We start from the raw sequence: 14454 nt of genomic DNA, 5'->3' as shown, positions 1-14454 counted from the left end.
TGTGGGGTTGACCGAACTTAGATGTGTCCGGTCCTCCGCGCCCGGCGATCATGCGTCACGACCCGATCGGCAGAATGGACACGTGTGCGGACACTACCTTCCATCCGAGACCGGGCAAGCGCATCCAGGTCTGGCTCTGACGCCCGATGCCGGGCTTACCGCGCGGCTTGAACTCCAGATTGACGGTGGCGAAGTCGCTCCCGACCGTCAGGATTTCCAGCCGGATCCGTGCTTCCTTGGCGCCGCCCGGCGGCGGATCAGCCGCAACGCGGGCAGCGTGGATTTCGTCGAATCCGTAGCAGTTCTCGGCCAGCGCATAGCGGATCGTGTGTGGACTGTCCCAGAAGGTCGCGTCTAGGACGGCGACATCCTTCTCGACGAGCGCCTGCTCGTAGCGCTCGAACAGAGCTGCGATCTCCGCCACTATCTCCGGGCGGTTCACCGTCACGTCCATTCAACCCTCCAGAGCGACCGCCAGGCGGATCAGGTCGAGATCGGTGCCGCGCGCACCGATGATCGACAGGCCAACCGGCGCGCCATCGACGTGGGCGCCCGGCAGATTGACCTGCGGGACGCCGGTGAGCCCGCCGTGGCTCGTCAGGCAGGCGATGCGCTCGCGCAGCGGATGCAGCGCGCCGAGCGGCAGCCCGCGCAGGGGCGCCGGGAACGGCGTGGTCGGGAGGCACAGGATCGTGCCCGGGGGCAGGAGCCGCGCGAGGCGGGCCCTTGCCTCGATCCGCATCAGGCTCGCGGCGCTGCGCTCGGCATCGGTCATCATCGAGCCCTGGATCAGCGAGCGAGCAACCGAGAAGGCCATGCGTGGATTGCAGGCATCGAGCCAGGGCTCGAAAGTCTGCCACGCCTCGCTGCTCTGCAGTACCCGCTGCGCCCGCTGCCAGACGGACAGGCCCTGCGGCGCAAGCGTCACGTCGCGCCGGTTGCCGATCAGGGCGGCCAAGCGGTCGATCTGCGGAGCCAGCGCCTCCTGCACGGCGGCGTCGGCGAAGCCGAGTGCGTCGGCGGCCACGAGCAGCGTGTGCGGCAGGCGGTCCGGCATCCCTTGGCCGAGCAGCACCGCGCCGGCCCGCGCGAAGGTGCGCGCGTCCCGGGCGAACCAGCCACAGGTATCCGAACTCGGCGCCTGCACGCAGATCCCGGAAAAGTCGATGCGGCCGTGCGTCGGCCGGATGCCGTAGAGGCCGCAGAAGCTCGCCGGCACACGCACGGAGCCGCCGGTATCGGTGCCCAGGGCGAAATCGCAGGCCCCTGAGGCCACCGCGGAGGCCGAGCCGCTGGACGAGCCGCCCGGCACCCGGTCCGGCATCGCGGGATTGAGCGGCGTGCCGTCGTGGGCGTTCTCGCCGAGGATCCCCAGCGAGACCTCGTCGGTGACCGTCTTGCCGACGATTGAGGCGCCCGCATCGAGCAGCGTCTGCACCACCCCGGCATGGCGGGTCGGCGTCGGGTAGACCCGCGGCCAGTCCGGGTTGCCACCCCCCGTGGGGGCGTCGGCGACGTCGATCAGATCCTTGACGGCGAAGGTGAGGCCGGCGAGCGGCCCCGTCGCGGATCCGGCGACGCGCATGCGCGGCCCAGGCAGGAACGGGTCCGTCGAGAGAGGCTGCGCGGTCGTCATGCGGGGATCGGTTCCTGCCATTGGGCGCCGGGCACGGCGGCGAACAGCGCCTTCGTGTAGGGGTGCTTCGGCGCGTAGAAGATCTCGGACGTCGGCGCGACCTCGACCACCTGACCAGCGCGCATCACCGCGATCCGGTCGCAGACCTGCAGCGCGACCCGGAGATCGTGGGTCACGAACAGCATGCTGAGATGCAGCCGCGCCTTGATGTCGGCGAGCAGCGCCAGGACCTGCGCCTGCACCGAGACATCCAGGGCCGAGACCGGCTCGTCGGCCACGAGGATCTCGGGCTTCATGGCGAGGGCCCGGGCGATGCCGATCCGCTGACGCTGGCCGCCGCTGAACTCGTGCGGGAAGCGCTGCGCCCCCGCGGGGTCGAGGCCGACCAGCGCCAGCATCTCACACGCCTGGACACGCGCGATTCCGGGTTCGGTGCCGTGGATGATCGGCCCCTCGGCGACGATGTCGACCACGCGCTGGCGCGGGTCGAGGGAGCCATAGGGGTCCTGGAACACCATCTGCACGCGCCGGCGGTGCGGACGCATCTGGCGGCGGCTCAGGTCGGCGACGCTGTGCCCGGCGAGGAGGATCTCGCCGCCATCGACGGGCATCAGCCGGGTGATCGCCCGCGCCAGCGTGCTCTTGCCCGAGCCGCTCTCGCCGACGACGCCTAGGGTCTCGCCCCGCCGCAGCGTGACGTCCACGCCGTCGAGGGCCCGGGTGACGCGGCCGCCGAACAGGCCCCGGGCGCCGTAGGTCTTCTCGACCCGCTTGGCCTCCACCACCAGGGGTGCGGTGCTGACGGCACGGCGCGGCGGCGGCGCGAGCTTCGGCACGGCGGCGATGAGCGCGCGCGTGTAGGCATGCTTTGGCGCCCGGAGCACCGAAGCCGCGGGCCCCTGCTCGACCAAAACGCCCTTCTGCAACACCGCGACTGTGTCGGCGATGTCGGCCACGACGCCGAAATCGTGCGTGATGAACAGGACGCTGGTGCCGTGCTCGCGCTGCAGGTCGCGGATCAGGTGGAGGATCTGCGCCTGCGTGGTGACGTCGAGCGCCGTGGTCGGCTCGTCAGCGATAAGCAGCCGCGGATTCACCGCCCGCGCCATGGCGATCATTGCTCGCTGCCGCTGACCGCCCGAGAGCTGATGCGGGTACGAGCGCAGGAGCTGCGCCGGGTCCGGGAGGTGGACGCTCTGGAGAAGCGCGAGGATGCGCGTCCGGCGGTCTGCGTGTCCGAGCGTCGTGTGGATCCGCAGGACCTCGTCGATCTGCCGTCCGATCGTGTGGAGCGGGTTCAGAGCCGTCATGGGCTCCTGGAAGATCATCGCGATGCGCGCCCCCCGGACGCGCCGCATCTGACGCGGGGTGATCGCGGCGAGATCCGCGCCCTCGAATAGGATGCGCCCGCCCGACACGCGCACACGCGGCCCCGGGAGCAGCCCGAGGATCGCGCGCGCCACCATCGACTTGCCCGATCCGCTCTCGCCGATCAGGCAGGTGACCGCGCCGGGCCGCTGGACGAGGTCGAGGTCGGAGACGGCATTCGGCCGGTCCGCGCCGGGCGGCAGCGTGATCGTCAGCTTCTCGATCTCGAGGACGGCGTCGCTCATCGCTCACGGAGCCTCGGGTTTAGGACCTCGTTCAGGCCGTCCCCAACGAGGTTGATGGCGAGGACGGTCAGCAGGATCGCCAGCCCGGGGAACGTGCAGATCCACCAGGCCGACCGGAGGACCGCGCGGCCCGAGCTGATGATCAGACCCCAGCTCATGACGTTGGGATCGCCGAGGCCGAGGAAGGCGAGCCCCGCCTCAATGAGGATCGCCGTGCCGATCAGGAGTGTCCCGACCGCGATGATGGCCGCGGTGCAGTTCGGCAGCATGTGGCGGAAGACGATGCGAGCGTCACCCGCCCCCAGGCCGTCGCAGGCCAGCACGAATTCGCGGCTGCCGAGCGCCACGAACTCGCCCCGGACGAGCCGGGCAATGCCGGGCCAGGAGACGGCCACGATGGCCACGACCTCGCTGAACAGCGACGGAGACAGGATCGCCACGATCAGGATTGCCAGCACGAAGGCGGGGATCGTCTGGAAGAACTCCGTGATCCGCATCAGCGCGACCTCGACGCTGCCCCGGTAGTAGCCGGCCAGCCCGCCGATCAGCGTCCCGAACAGGATCGCCGCCCCGGTCGCGCTGAGGCCGATGATCAGAGAGGTGCGGGCGCCGTACGCGATCTCGGCGCCCACGTCCCGGCCCAGCGTGTCGGTGCCGAGCAGAAACGGGCCGCCCGGCGGCTGGAGGGCGGGGCCCACGAGCCGGAACGGATCGCCCGGATAGAGCAGCGGCGTGAGCGCCACGAGGGCGACCAGCCCGAGGAGCACCGCCGCGCCCGCCAGCGCGAGGCGGTTGCGCGCGAACCGCGCCAAGCCCGTGCGCATCGCTAGAGCTCCAACCGCGGATCGAGGCAGACATAGACGAGGTCGACCGCGAGGTTGATCACGACCACGAGGCAGGCCGAGACGAAGAAGATGCCGAGGAGCAGGTTGAGGTCGCGCGACTGGAGCGCGTTGAAGGCCAGCGTGCCGACCCCGGGCCAGCCGAAGACCGTCTCGACCACGATGGAGCCGCCGATCAGGTTGCCGGCCTGAACGCCCGCTATGGTGACCACCGGGAGCAGCGCGTTGCGCAGGACGTGCCCCGTCATCACCCGCGCCTCAGTCTGGCCCTTGGCGCGGGCGGTGGTGACGTAGTCCATGCCAACCTGCTCCAGCACGGAGGCGCGCATCACCCGCGCGTAGACCGCGAGGTAGAACAGCGCGAGCGCGACGGCCGGCATGACGAGGTGGCGGCCGACATCCCAGACCTCGTCCCAGCCCTCGTTGTCGGCGCCGACCGTGTCGTAGCCGCTGGTGGGCAGCCAGCCGAGGCGGATCGCGAAGACGACGATCATCATCAGCCCGAGCCAGAAGCCCGGAGTCGCGTAGGCCACGAGGCTGACCAGGGAGATGACCGCGTCGCGCCATGAATTGCGCCCGGTCGCCGCCACGAGGCCCAGCAGCGTGCCGATCAGCAACGCGGCGGCGAATGCAGTCAGCATCAGCAGCCCGGTCGGCCAGAGCCGGTCGACGATCAGGCTTCCCACCGGGCTGTCATTGCGGAACGAGTAGCCGAGATCGAGGTGGAGCATGTTCAGCAGGTAGACGCCGAACTGCGTGGCAAGCGGCTGGTCGAGGCCGAACTTGTGGCGCAGCTGCTCCATGTATTCAGGGCTCGCCGCGCCGCTCTCGCCCGCCAGCACTGAGGCCGCGTCGCCGGGGGCGAGGTGGATCAGGAAGAAGTTGAGCACGACGATGCCGAGCACCACCGGGATCGCCAGCAGCAGCCGGTAACCGAGGAAACGCGCGAGTCGCACGGGACTACTTGTCCATCCAGGCCCGTTCGAAGGCTTGCTGGGTTCCAAGGGGGCCGGTCGTGTGGTCCTTGAGGCGTCGGTTGGAGACGCTGACGTACTGCACGTCGATGAGCCAGATCATCGGGCTGTCCTCCGCCAGGACCTGCTGGACCTTCTTGTAGAGCGCGGCGCGCTTCTCCGCGTCCAGCTCGCGCGCGCCCTCGCCGAGCATGCGGTCGACCTCGGGATTCGAATAGAAGGTGTCGTTGACGAAGGTCACGCCCTTGCGGATCTGGCTGGTGAGGAACTGCTTGTTCAGCCCATAGACCGGGTCGACGCCTTGGCTGAGGAACGGCTCGTTCAGGTCGTAATCGTAGTTGGTGTAGACGCGCCTCAGCCAGGTCGCGGTGTCCTCCGAGCGCAGCGTCACGGCGATGCCCACGCCGGCCAGCGCCTGCTTCAGGTACTCGGCCTGCCGCAGCCACTGCTCACCGAAGGAATTGACCTCCAGATGCAGGGCGAAGCGGGTCCCGTCCGCGCCGCGCGGGGCGCCGGCCTCGTCCAGCAGCTTGTTGGCGATGTCCAGTCGGTCCGGCACGTCGTACTGGCGCACATCGTCGGTGTAGAGGCCGGCGGTCTTGAACTTGCGGCTGAGCGGTCCGGTGGCGGGCAAGCCGTAGCCGAACATCACGTCCTTGAGGATGACCTTGCGGTCGATGGCGTAGGCGATCGCCTGGCGCACTTCTTTCTTCTGGAGCTGCGGGTGACGGCCGTTCAGCTCAAGGACGCTCTGGGCCGGCGTCATCTCGTAGCCTTTGGTCGTCAGATCGAGGATCGGGTTGGTCTTCATCCGCGCCAGGTCAGCGTAGTTCACCGCGCTGTACCCGGCGAAATGCGCCTCCCCTGCCTCCATGGCGGCCGAGCGGGTAGCGGCGTCCGGAATGAATCGGGCGACGATCCGGTTGAGATACGGCAGGCCGGGCTTCCAGTACGTCTCGTTGCGATCGAGGCGGACGAACTGACCGCGCTCCCAGCTCGTGAACTTGAACGGGCCGGTCCCGATCGGCTTGTTGGCGCTCGGGTTCTGGAGGACGTCCGTGCCCTCGAAGACCGAGCGGCACAGGATCGGCAGGTCGCGCCCGGAGAGCGCCTTCATGAGGTAGGGCGCCGGATTGGCGAGCCGCAGGATTGCGGTCATCGGGTCCGGCGTATCGACAGCGACCAGCTCCGCAAGCATGACCGGCGCGATCGGATTGTACTTCTTCAAGATCTCCATGAAGGAATACTGCACGTCGGCGCTGGTGAACGGCTTGCCGTTGTGAAAGGTCACGCCGTCCTGAAGCTTGAACGTGATCGTCTTGCCGTCGGGTTCGACCTCCCACGACTTCGCGAGGTTCGGCTGTGGGTTCTGGTCCCAGTCGTAGGTGCACAGCCCCTCGTAGACCTGCGTGGCGATCGGCGGGATGTTGCCCGCCGATACCGCGTAATGGGCCAGGGTCGAGGGCTCGGGATGGACGATCATGACCATCGTGCCCCCGCGCTTCGGCTCGGCGGCGCGCGCGCCGCTCGCGGCGGCCGCGAGGCCGAGAGGAAGCGCCAGAACCGTGCGGCGGGAAAGATTGGTCACGTCGGACGTGCGAGACAAGCCAGAAGACTCCTGAAGCGTCCAGCCCTTTCGCAACACCCGTGCCATGCAGATGCGACGTAGATGGATCGATTACGCCGCAAGAGTGAGAGTATTATTTCGCGCAACAGTCGCTTGCGCTGAAAGATCAGGCACATAATCGTGCCGACTTTGCCCGATACGGGCGTCTTGATGGCCTGCTCGACCGATCAGTGGCAGGCCGGCACAGCGCCATCACGACAGCTTCACGACGATCAGGCGGCGCGCATCGGAATGCGAGACGGGCGCATGCCTAGGAACCGGGGAAACGCCATCGCCACGCCTTCACGACGATCAAGTCCTCTCCTCACGCATCCGCCGCGCAAGGTTCTCGCCGATCATCACGCAGGTAAAGTGCAGGTTGGCCCGGCAATCGCTCGGCATGATCGAGGCATCGCAAACCCGCAGCCCGTCGAGTCCTCGGACCTTGAGATCGGGATCGACGACACCGGATGCGTCCTGCCAGCCGGTCATGCGGCATGTGCCGGCCGCGTGCTGGATGTCCCCGGCCTCGGCGAGCATCAGCGCATCGAGTTCGTCGTCCGGGAGGCGCGCGGCGTCGCCGATCGCGAGCGGGCTCTCGCCGAACCGGATCGCCGTCGCGAGACCGGCCAGGGCCGGGTTCTCCGACAGGCCTGCAAGGCGGCGCACCGCGTCGCGCATCCGCAGGCGATCGCGCGGGTCATCGAGCATGTTCTCGTCGATGACCGGGTTGGCTTCTGGATCGGCCGCGGTGAGGTGCAGCGTCCCGCGCGAGAACACGTCGTAGAGGCCGACGCCGATCGCGCCCTGCGGCGTCGGTGCCGGCCCGGTCAGCGTCCGGTGGTTGTAGGCGACGAAGATCATGTCGCGCTCCCCGCCGCCCGCGAGGCCGCTCGAATAGGTGACGCAACAATTGGTGTGGCGCGCATCCGGACCAAGGGCCCGGTGTTCCGGCTTGAGATCGATGGTCGCCCGCAGGATCGGGTGGTCCATGAAGTTGCGGCCGACCGCGTCGTGCGCTTGTCGGACGGGGATGCCAAGGGCGCGGAGCGGCTCGGCCGGTCCGATCCCGGAACGCATCAGGATGGCCGGGGAGTGGACGGCGCCGGCGCACAGAACGATCTCACGGCCCTGGATGTCGGTCCAGGGCTCCGCACCGAAGCGCACGCGCAGGCCGACCGCCCGTCGTCCCTCGAACAGGACGCGGTCGACCAGGGCCTCGCAGCGGATCTCGAGATTTGGCCGGTCGCGCGCCGGTTCCAGATAGCCGTCATTGGTGGTGACGCGGTGACCGTCGCGGCTGTTGATCGGGTTGCATGAGACGCCCTCGCCCGTCGGCGCATTGAGGTCCGCTTTCCAGGGATGGCCAGCCGCGAGCGCAGCCGTGCGGAGCCCCAGATCCACCGCGCCCCAGGCCTCTCGCTTCGCGCGGTAGACCGGGAGCGGACCGCCGCGCCGGCAGCCATCCTCCACGCCGAAATCGGCATCGTCCTCGATCCGGTCGAAGAGGGGCAGCACAGCCGCGGCCGACCAGCCGGTGCAGCCCTGCTCCGCCCAGGCGTCGAAGGCCGCGGGCACGCCGCGGATCGCGATCTGCGCGTTGACCGTCGAACTGCCGCCAAGCGCGCGACCGCGCCAATAGAAGCGGGGCTCCTGCACACGGGTCCGCCGGCTCATCAGTCCCGGCCACTGCCAGTCCGCTTGATGGCCCGGGTCATACATGAACGGGATGATGTTGGCCGAGCGCAGCGCCGGCGGCGCATCGGCGGAGCGCCACTCGCGACCGGCTTCCAGCAGGAGCACCCGGCGGCGCGGATCCTCCGAGAGGCGGGCCGCCAGAGCCGCTCCGGCGGAGCCGGCACCGACCACGACGACATCGTACGGGGCTGTGCTCATGGCTTCGCGACGTTCCAGAAGAGCGGGATGGCGGAGGGGATCAGACCGGTGAGTGAGGTCCGGTAGGCCGCGGGCTGCGCGAACTGGCCGAACGGGACGACCAGCCCCTCGCCGTAGACGATCGCCTGGATCTCGCCCGCGATGGTGCGCCGCGTGTCCAGATCAGGCTCGCGGGCGAAACGATCGAACAGGGCGACCATGCGCGGGTCGCACATGAACCCGGAACTCGCAGCGTCCTTGCAGTTGAAGTTGATCGCGGAGTTCGTCAGCGGCGAGCTGAGATCGAGCCCGAGTGCATGGATGCCGAAAACGCTCCAGCCGACCTTCTTGGTGCGCCGGGCGAGCAGAGCAGCCCAATCCATGACCTGCAGATCCACGGTGAAGCCGGCCTGCTTCAGCCGGTCGGCCAGGATGGTCGAGGACACGCGCGCCGCCTCGAGATCGTTGGCCACCATCACGGTCACCGGCTCGCCCTTGTAGGCGGTCGCCTTCAGGGCAGCCCCGGCCGCCGCTACAGAGGGGTCGTGCAGGAGCGCCGTCCCCACATGGGTCTCATAGGGCGAGCCGCAGATGAAGAAGGCGTCGCAGGTCTGCGAGAAGCGCGGATCAAGGCCGAACCCGTCCAGAACCTCGCGCTGATCGACGAGCCGCAGCAGGACACGCCGGATCGCCGGATCGTCAAAGGGCTTGGACGCCGTGTTGATGCGATAGTGGCCCGTGAACCTGTGCGGCCCGGTGAAGTTCATCACCGCCAAGTTTTTGTTGGCCTCGATCTGACCGATCAGATCGAAGGGCGCGTATTGCATGTAGTCGATCTCGCCCGCGCCGAGGGCGCCCGTCGCCGTCGCCCCGTCGGGGATGACGCGGATATCGAGGGCGTCGACCTTCACGACCTTGCCGCCGGCCAGGAAGTCGGCTGGCTCGGGACGCGGTCGATAATCGGGGTTCCGGCGCAGCAGCATGTGGTCGCCGGGGATGTGCGCGGCGCGGTCGTACACGAACGGACCGGATCCCACGACCTCAGCGAGCTGCGTCGTCGGGGGCGTCGCGGCGAGCCGCGCCGGCATGATGAAGGGCGCGGGGCTCGACGTCGTGCCGAGCGTGTCGAGGACAAGGCCGTAGGGCTCCCGGAGCGTGAGCACGAAGGTCCCGTCGTCCACGGCCTCGAGGCCGGCGGTCACGTCCATGAGCCGGCCGCCCAGCGCGCTGCGGGCTGCCCAGCGCCGCAGCGCGGCGACGCAGTCGGCGGCCCGGACCGGCGCGCCGTCGTGGAAGCGCAACCCGTCGCGCAGGGTGAAGCGCCAGGTTAGACGGTCATCCGACACCGACCACGTGTCGACCATCTGCGGCCGGAACACGCCGGTCGCGTCCGGCGCGAACAGCGTGTCGTAGACCATGTAGCCGAAGGTCCGCGTGATGTAGGCCGTGGTGAAGTAGGGGTCGAGGGTGACGATCTCGGCCTCCAGCACCGCCTTCACCGTCGTTTCCGCGCGGCCGGAGATCGGCGCAAGCAGCGCCGCGGCCGCGAGCAGTCCGGAAAACCAGAATCGTCTCATTTCGCATTCACCCTTTGCCCGGCCCCGTTAGGCAAACGGGATACCAAACGGGACACCAAGCCGATCGCACGCGCCTGGGGCTAGAGCCGAGACACCGGCATGGATGCTGCAAAGCCCATGCGTCTCCGAGGCGCTCAAACGGTCCAGGGAAACGAATGGCCTCCGCAAGTGGACGGGTTCTCACAGGTGCCGAGGTGAAGGTGCTGTCGCAGCGTTCGGATCGGCGCGGTGCCATCCGCCTCGGCGCGCATCTCCTGATGCTGGCCGGGGCCGGCTGGCTGGTCTGGCAATCGGGGCCCTGAACGCTGCTGCCCGCCATGCTGTTGCTGGGCATCGCGCAATCGGCCCTGTTCGCGCCCATCTCCGAGACCGTCCACCTGACCGCTTTCCGCTCGCGTAGGGCCAATGCAATCGTCGGCTGGCTGGTGGCCTGTCCGTCGCTGCTGAATTGGCACTTCTATACGGCCTTCCATCTCGCTCACCATGGCCACACCCAGGATCCCGAGCGGGATCCGGAACTCGCACTGATGCCGCCCTCCACCCTGGACGCCTATGTCTGGCGCGTGCTGGCGCCGCCCTACTGGCGAACCCGCCTACAGGTGGCCTCAGCCGGCCTGCGCGGCGATCTATCCGCCTACCCGTTCGTCACCGATCGCGCCGCGCCCCGCATCATCCGCTCGATCCGGTCGATGTGTGCGTTCCTGCTCGCCGGGGCAGCGCTCGCCGTGGTTCTGGTCGGCTGGTGGGCGCCCCTGATCTTCTGGATCGGGCCGCAGCTCCTCGGGCAGCCGTTCCTTCGGCTCTACCTCCTCACGAAGCACACGCTCTGCACGATAAACGACAACGGCCTGACCAATACGCGCGCGACCTTGACCAACGGCCTCATGCGGCTCCTGATTTGGAACATGCCCTTCCAAACCGAGCACCATCTTTACCCGTCGATCCCGTTCCATCGCCTTCCGGACGCCCATACCGCGTTGCGCGCGCGGCTCGGCGTGCTGCAGCGGGGCTACGGCCGCTGGCATGTCGGCTTCGTGCGGACGCTGCGCCCGTGAGCGGCTGGACGACGGCCACCGGAACCTTCGAACTCGGCGACCTGACGCTTCAGTCGGGGGCGGTGCTACCGGGCGCGCAGTTGCGCTGGAAGACTCACGGCACCCTGTCACCCGGGCGCGACAATGTCGTGCTCTACCCGACGAGCTACGGGGCCCAGCATCCGGACCTCGAATGGTTGATCGGCCCCGACGGGGTGCTGGATCCCGGCCGCTGGTTCATTGTCATCCCCGACATGTTCGGCAACGGGCTGTCGTCGAGCCCGTCGAACACATCCGACTGGCCCGGCCTCGTCACAGCCTGGGACAACGTGCACGCCCAGCGCCGTCTGCTCGCCGAGGTGTGGGGGATCGAGCGCCTACATGCCGTCTACGGTTGGTCCATGGGGGCGCAGCAGGCCTATCATTGGGCAGCCCTGTTCCCCGACCACGTCACCCCGCGCGGTGATCAACTGCGGCAGCGCCCGCACCGCCACCCACAACCGCGTGTTCCTGAAGGGTCTCATGGCGGTGCTGGAGGCGGCGCCGGAGCATTGCGGCGGGGGCCGCTTCTCGGCCGAGCCGGACGCCGCCCTCCGGGCCTTCGGGCGCATCTATGCGGGCTGGGCGCTCAGCCAGGACTTCTATCGGGCCGACCTCCACCGCACCGCGCTCGGCGCGCCGGACCTCGGAACCTTCCTGCGCACCGACTGGGAGGAGCGCTTCGCCAAACGCCCTGCGGCCGATCTCTACGCGCAGCTCTGCACCTGGGAGGCGGGCGACATCAGCCGTGATCCGCGCTACGGCGGCGACCTCGCCCAAGCGCTCAACGCGATCGCGGCCCGGCTGCTGCTGATGCCGGGCGAGACGGATCTCTACTTCCGCGTCGCCGACAACGCCGCCGAACTGCCGCACCTGCGCGATGCCGTCCTGCAGCCGATCCCGAGCATCTGGGGCCACCGCGCCGGCAATCCGTCATCCAACCCGGCCGATGCCGCCTACCTCCGCGACACCGTGCGGGCTTTTCTGGCCTCAGCCGAGGCGAGCGCGGCTTGACCACCGGGCCCATCCTCCATCGCGGGGAAAGCGGACCTGGGTGCGCGTGTTAGACGGTCGAGCGCACCGCGCGTCGCGCGATCGTACAGAGGATCTCATGGACTACAGGCAATTCGGACGCTCCGGCCTCACCGTGCCGGTGCTGAGCTTCGGCACCGGTACGTTCGGGGGGACGAACGAGTTCTTCCAGCGCTGGGGGCAGACGGACGTATCCGAGGCGACCCACATGGTCGATCTGTGTCTCGATTCCGGCGTCAGCTTCTTCGACACGGCCGATATCTATTCGGCGGGGGCCTCGGAGGAGATCCTGGGTCAGGCCCTCAAGGGGAAGCGCCAGCGGGCGCTGATCTCGACCAAAGCGACGTTCCGCTTCAACGACGAGCCGAACAAGGTCGGGTCCTCGCGCTATCACCTGATCCGCGCCTGCGAGGCCAGCCTGAAGCGGCTCGGCACCGACCATATCGACGTCTACTTCATGCACGGCTTCGACGCGCTCACGCCTGTCGAGGAAACGCTGCAGGCCCTCGACGATCTCACCCGCTCGGGCAAGATCGGCTATATCGGCGCCTCGAACTTCTCGGGCTGGCAGCTCATGAAGGCGCTCGCGACCTCGGAGCGCTACGGGCTCGCCCGCTACGTCGCCTATCAGGGCTACTATTCTCTCATCGGCCGGCACTACGAGTGGGAGCTGATGCCGCTCGGGATCGATCAGGGCGTCGGTCTGATGGTTTGGAGCCCGCTTGGATGGGGCCGTCTCACCGGCAAGATCCGCCGCGGTCAGCCGAACCAGAGCGGCCGCATCGCGGCCGGTGGCGCTGAGGGCGGGCCGCCGGTCTCCGATGAGTATCTCTTTGGTGTCGTGGATGCCCTCGACGCCGTGGCGGGCGAGACCGGCAAGACCGTTGCGCAGGTGGCGCTCAACTGGCTCCTGACCCGTCCGACCGTCTGCAATATCGTGGTCGGCGCACGCACGGAGGAGCAGCTGAAGCAGAACCTCGGCGCCCTCGGCTGGACGCTGGCGCCCGAGCAGGTTGCGCGCCTCGACGCGGCGAGCCAGGAGACACCAATCTATCCTTACTGGCACCAGAAGGGTTTCGACGAGCGCAACCCGAAGCCGACGACGTGGTAGGGGTGCGCTGACAGCGTCCGCGCGCGTCGCATCGATCGGGGTCCACTTCAGCGGGGCGTGCCGGCAGATGGCGCTGTCAGCCGCCCTCGGGCGGTACCGGGGGATAAAGCAGCGCGTCGCCATCACCCGGATGCTCGCTAACGAGGCTGAAGTGGTACTGATGGACGAGAGACCGTCGGGCTCTCGACGCCATGACGCGCGAGCGCCTGCAAGACGAACTGCTCCATCTCTCGTCCTGCACCGGGCTGACGATCCTGTTCGTCACCTTCAGCTATCGATGAGGCGATCTTCCTGACCGGCCGCAACGTGATGATCTCGCCCGGCCACGGCCGGATCGAGGCGATCCATCCGGTCGACCTGCCACGGCGACGCGACGTGGCGAGCTCGACCTTTAGCGACTTGCGCCAGATGCTACCGGCCCAACTCCACGGTCACCACGCATCGCGGGCGGCCGCCTGTTGGGCACAGCCACCGGCAATCCCCGCCGACTCGACCAGAAGACTTCCTCTACGCCCTGCCGCGAGGCCTGACGCAGCGTCCCGGACTGCTCCGGATGGCCGGTGACGACAGGGCGCGATCAAGAGGGAGGTCTGGGCCCTGGCGCCGGCTGCCTTCGGGTCCTTCGTGGCCGCCATCCCAGAACCGCCTGCGATTGGCATTCTGCGACTCGCCGACGGAACTGCACCGAAGGGTTTCCTGGTAGGGGCGGCGGCCGTCGCCGCGGTGGTCGACATCACGCGGTGCGGCGGCTGGCGCCGCTACATAGCCAGCCGTGCCGCGACATCACTGATTTGGCGATGCCGAAAATCCATGACTGCGGGGATTGACGATATACGTTTCTGAAGCGTCCGGTTACGAGGCGTTGTCACGGTGAGCGTGATGACCGCATTGGACGCGAAGCTGAATGTCCGGTCTTGCACGCGGCGGAAATCCCGAGTGGCGTAGTCTGGCCGAAAACTGCCGTTCCGCTTTCTGTATTTAAAGGTAGAAAAGCAGACGCGTAGCGCGACACAGTACCGTCACGTTGCTCCGTTGAATTCAGGAAGAGCGGCGACCCGAAGACATTTTTTGAGAAACGATTACAGTTTGCCCCTTGCAGCTGCACGGAATTCGCA

Annotated in this window: 11 protein-coding genes and 2 pseudogenes; 5 read left to right on the top strand and 8 right to left on the bottom strand. The window is 68.3% G+C overall.

The genetic code is table 11. From position 1 onward, the window contains the following. Nucleotides 1-55: 55 nt before the first annotated feature. The 8 genes from hpxZ to MKK84_RS21810 all read right to left on the bottom strand — a co-directional run bounded on the left by hpxZ (nt 56) and on the right by MKK84_RS21810 (nt 10123). Nucleotides 56-454: an oxalurate catabolism protein HpxZ gene (gene hpxZ, locus MKK84_RS21845; RefSeq protein WP_243923544.1), complete on the bottom strand. Its 399-nt coding sequence runs from the start codon at nt 452-454 to the stop codon at nt 56-58. Continuing rightward, nucleotides 455-1636 carry an amidase gene (locus MKK84_RS21840; RefSeq protein WP_243923542.1) on the bottom strand — a complete coding sequence of 394 codons (1182 nt, stop codon included), beginning with the start codon at nt 1634-1636 and terminating at the stop codon, nt 455-457. Then, nucleotides 1633-3249 carry an ABC transporter ATP-binding protein gene (locus MKK84_RS21835; protein WP_243923540.1) on the bottom strand — a complete coding sequence of 539 codons (1617 nt, stop codon included), beginning with the start codon at nt 3247-3249 and terminating at the stop codon, nt 1633-1635. Before MKK84_RS21835 ends, MKK84_RS21840 begins: the two co-directional genes overlap by 4 nt. After that, nucleotides 3246-4073: an ABC transporter permease gene (locus MKK84_RS21830; RefSeq protein WP_243923538.1), complete on the bottom strand. Its 828-nt coding sequence runs from the start codon at nt 4071-4073 to the stop codon at nt 3246-3248. Before MKK84_RS21830 ends, MKK84_RS21835 begins: the two co-directional genes overlap by 4 nt. Before the next feature lie 2 nt (nt 4074-4075). After that, nucleotides 4076-5047, bottom strand: a complete 972-nt coding sequence (locus MKK84_RS21825) for an ABC transporter permease (protein ID WP_243923536.1) — start codon at nt 5045-5047, stop codon at nt 4076-4078. Between the two features lie 4 nt (nt 5048-5051). After that, nucleotides 5052-6671 carry an ABC transporter substrate-binding protein gene (locus tag MKK84_RS21820; RefSeq protein ID WP_243923534.1) on the bottom strand — a complete coding sequence of 540 codons (1620 nt, stop codon included), beginning with the start codon at nt 6669-6671 and terminating at the stop codon, nt 5052-5054. 312 nt (nt 6672-6983) lie between these two features. Further along, nucleotides 6984-8567 carry a GMC family oxidoreductase gene (locus MKK84_RS21815; RefSeq protein WP_243923532.1) on the bottom strand — a complete coding sequence of 528 codons (1584 nt, stop codon included), beginning with the start codon at nt 8565-8567 and terminating at the stop codon, nt 6984-6986. Next, nucleotides 8564-10123 carry an ABC transporter substrate-binding protein gene (locus tag MKK84_RS21810; protein WP_243923530.1) on the bottom strand — a complete coding sequence of 520 codons (1560 nt, stop codon included), beginning with the start codon at nt 10121-10123 and terminating at the stop codon, nt 8564-8566. The genes MKK84_RS21815 and MKK84_RS21810 overlap by 4 nt, the downstream gene beginning before the upstream one ends. 155 nt (nt 10124-10278) lie before the next feature. Here MKK84_RS21810 and MKK84_RS21805 point away from each other — a divergent pair, with 155 nt between their 5' ends. The 5 genes and pseudogenes from MKK84_RS21805 to MKK84_RS35975 all read left to right on the top strand — a co-directional run. Continuing rightward, complete coding sequence (locus tag MKK84_RS21805) at nt 10279-10425, top strand: hypothetical protein (RefSeq protein WP_243923528.1); 147 nt, start codon at nt 10279-10281, stop codon at nt 10423-10425. A gap of 15 nt (nt 10426-10440) precedes the next feature. Further along, complete coding sequence (locus MKK84_RS21800; protein WP_243923526.1) at nt 10441-11178, top strand: fatty acid desaturase; 738 nt, start codon at nt 10441-10443, stop codon at nt 11176-11178. Continuing rightward, nucleotides 11175-12210: pseudogene (locus tag MKK84_RS21795) on the top strand (alpha/beta fold hydrolase). The gene MKK84_RS21800 and the pseudogene MKK84_RS21795 overlap by 4 nt, the downstream one beginning before the upstream one ends. Before the next feature lie 97 nt (nt 12211-12307). Further along, the gene (locus tag MKK84_RS21790) at nt 12308-13339 is read left to right on the top strand and encodes an aldo/keto reductase (protein WP_243923524.1); all 1032 of its coding nucleotides are present in this window, start codon (nt 12308-12310) and stop codon (nt 13337-13339) included. A gap of 484 nt (nt 13340-13823) precedes the next feature. Beyond that, nucleotides 13824-14182: pseudogene (locus tag MKK84_RS35975) on the top strand (hypothetical protein); the annotation flags it as partial. Between the last annotated feature and the right edge of the window lie 272 nt (nt 14183-14454).

The organism is Methylobacterium sp. E-065 (assembly GCF_022829605.1).
GTDB lineage: Bacteria > Pseudomonadota > Alphaproteobacteria > Rhizobiales > Beijerinckiaceae > Methylobacterium.
The sequence above is the reverse complement of the archived record's forward strand: the minus strand, read 5'-3'. Positions and strand labels throughout refer to the sequence as shown.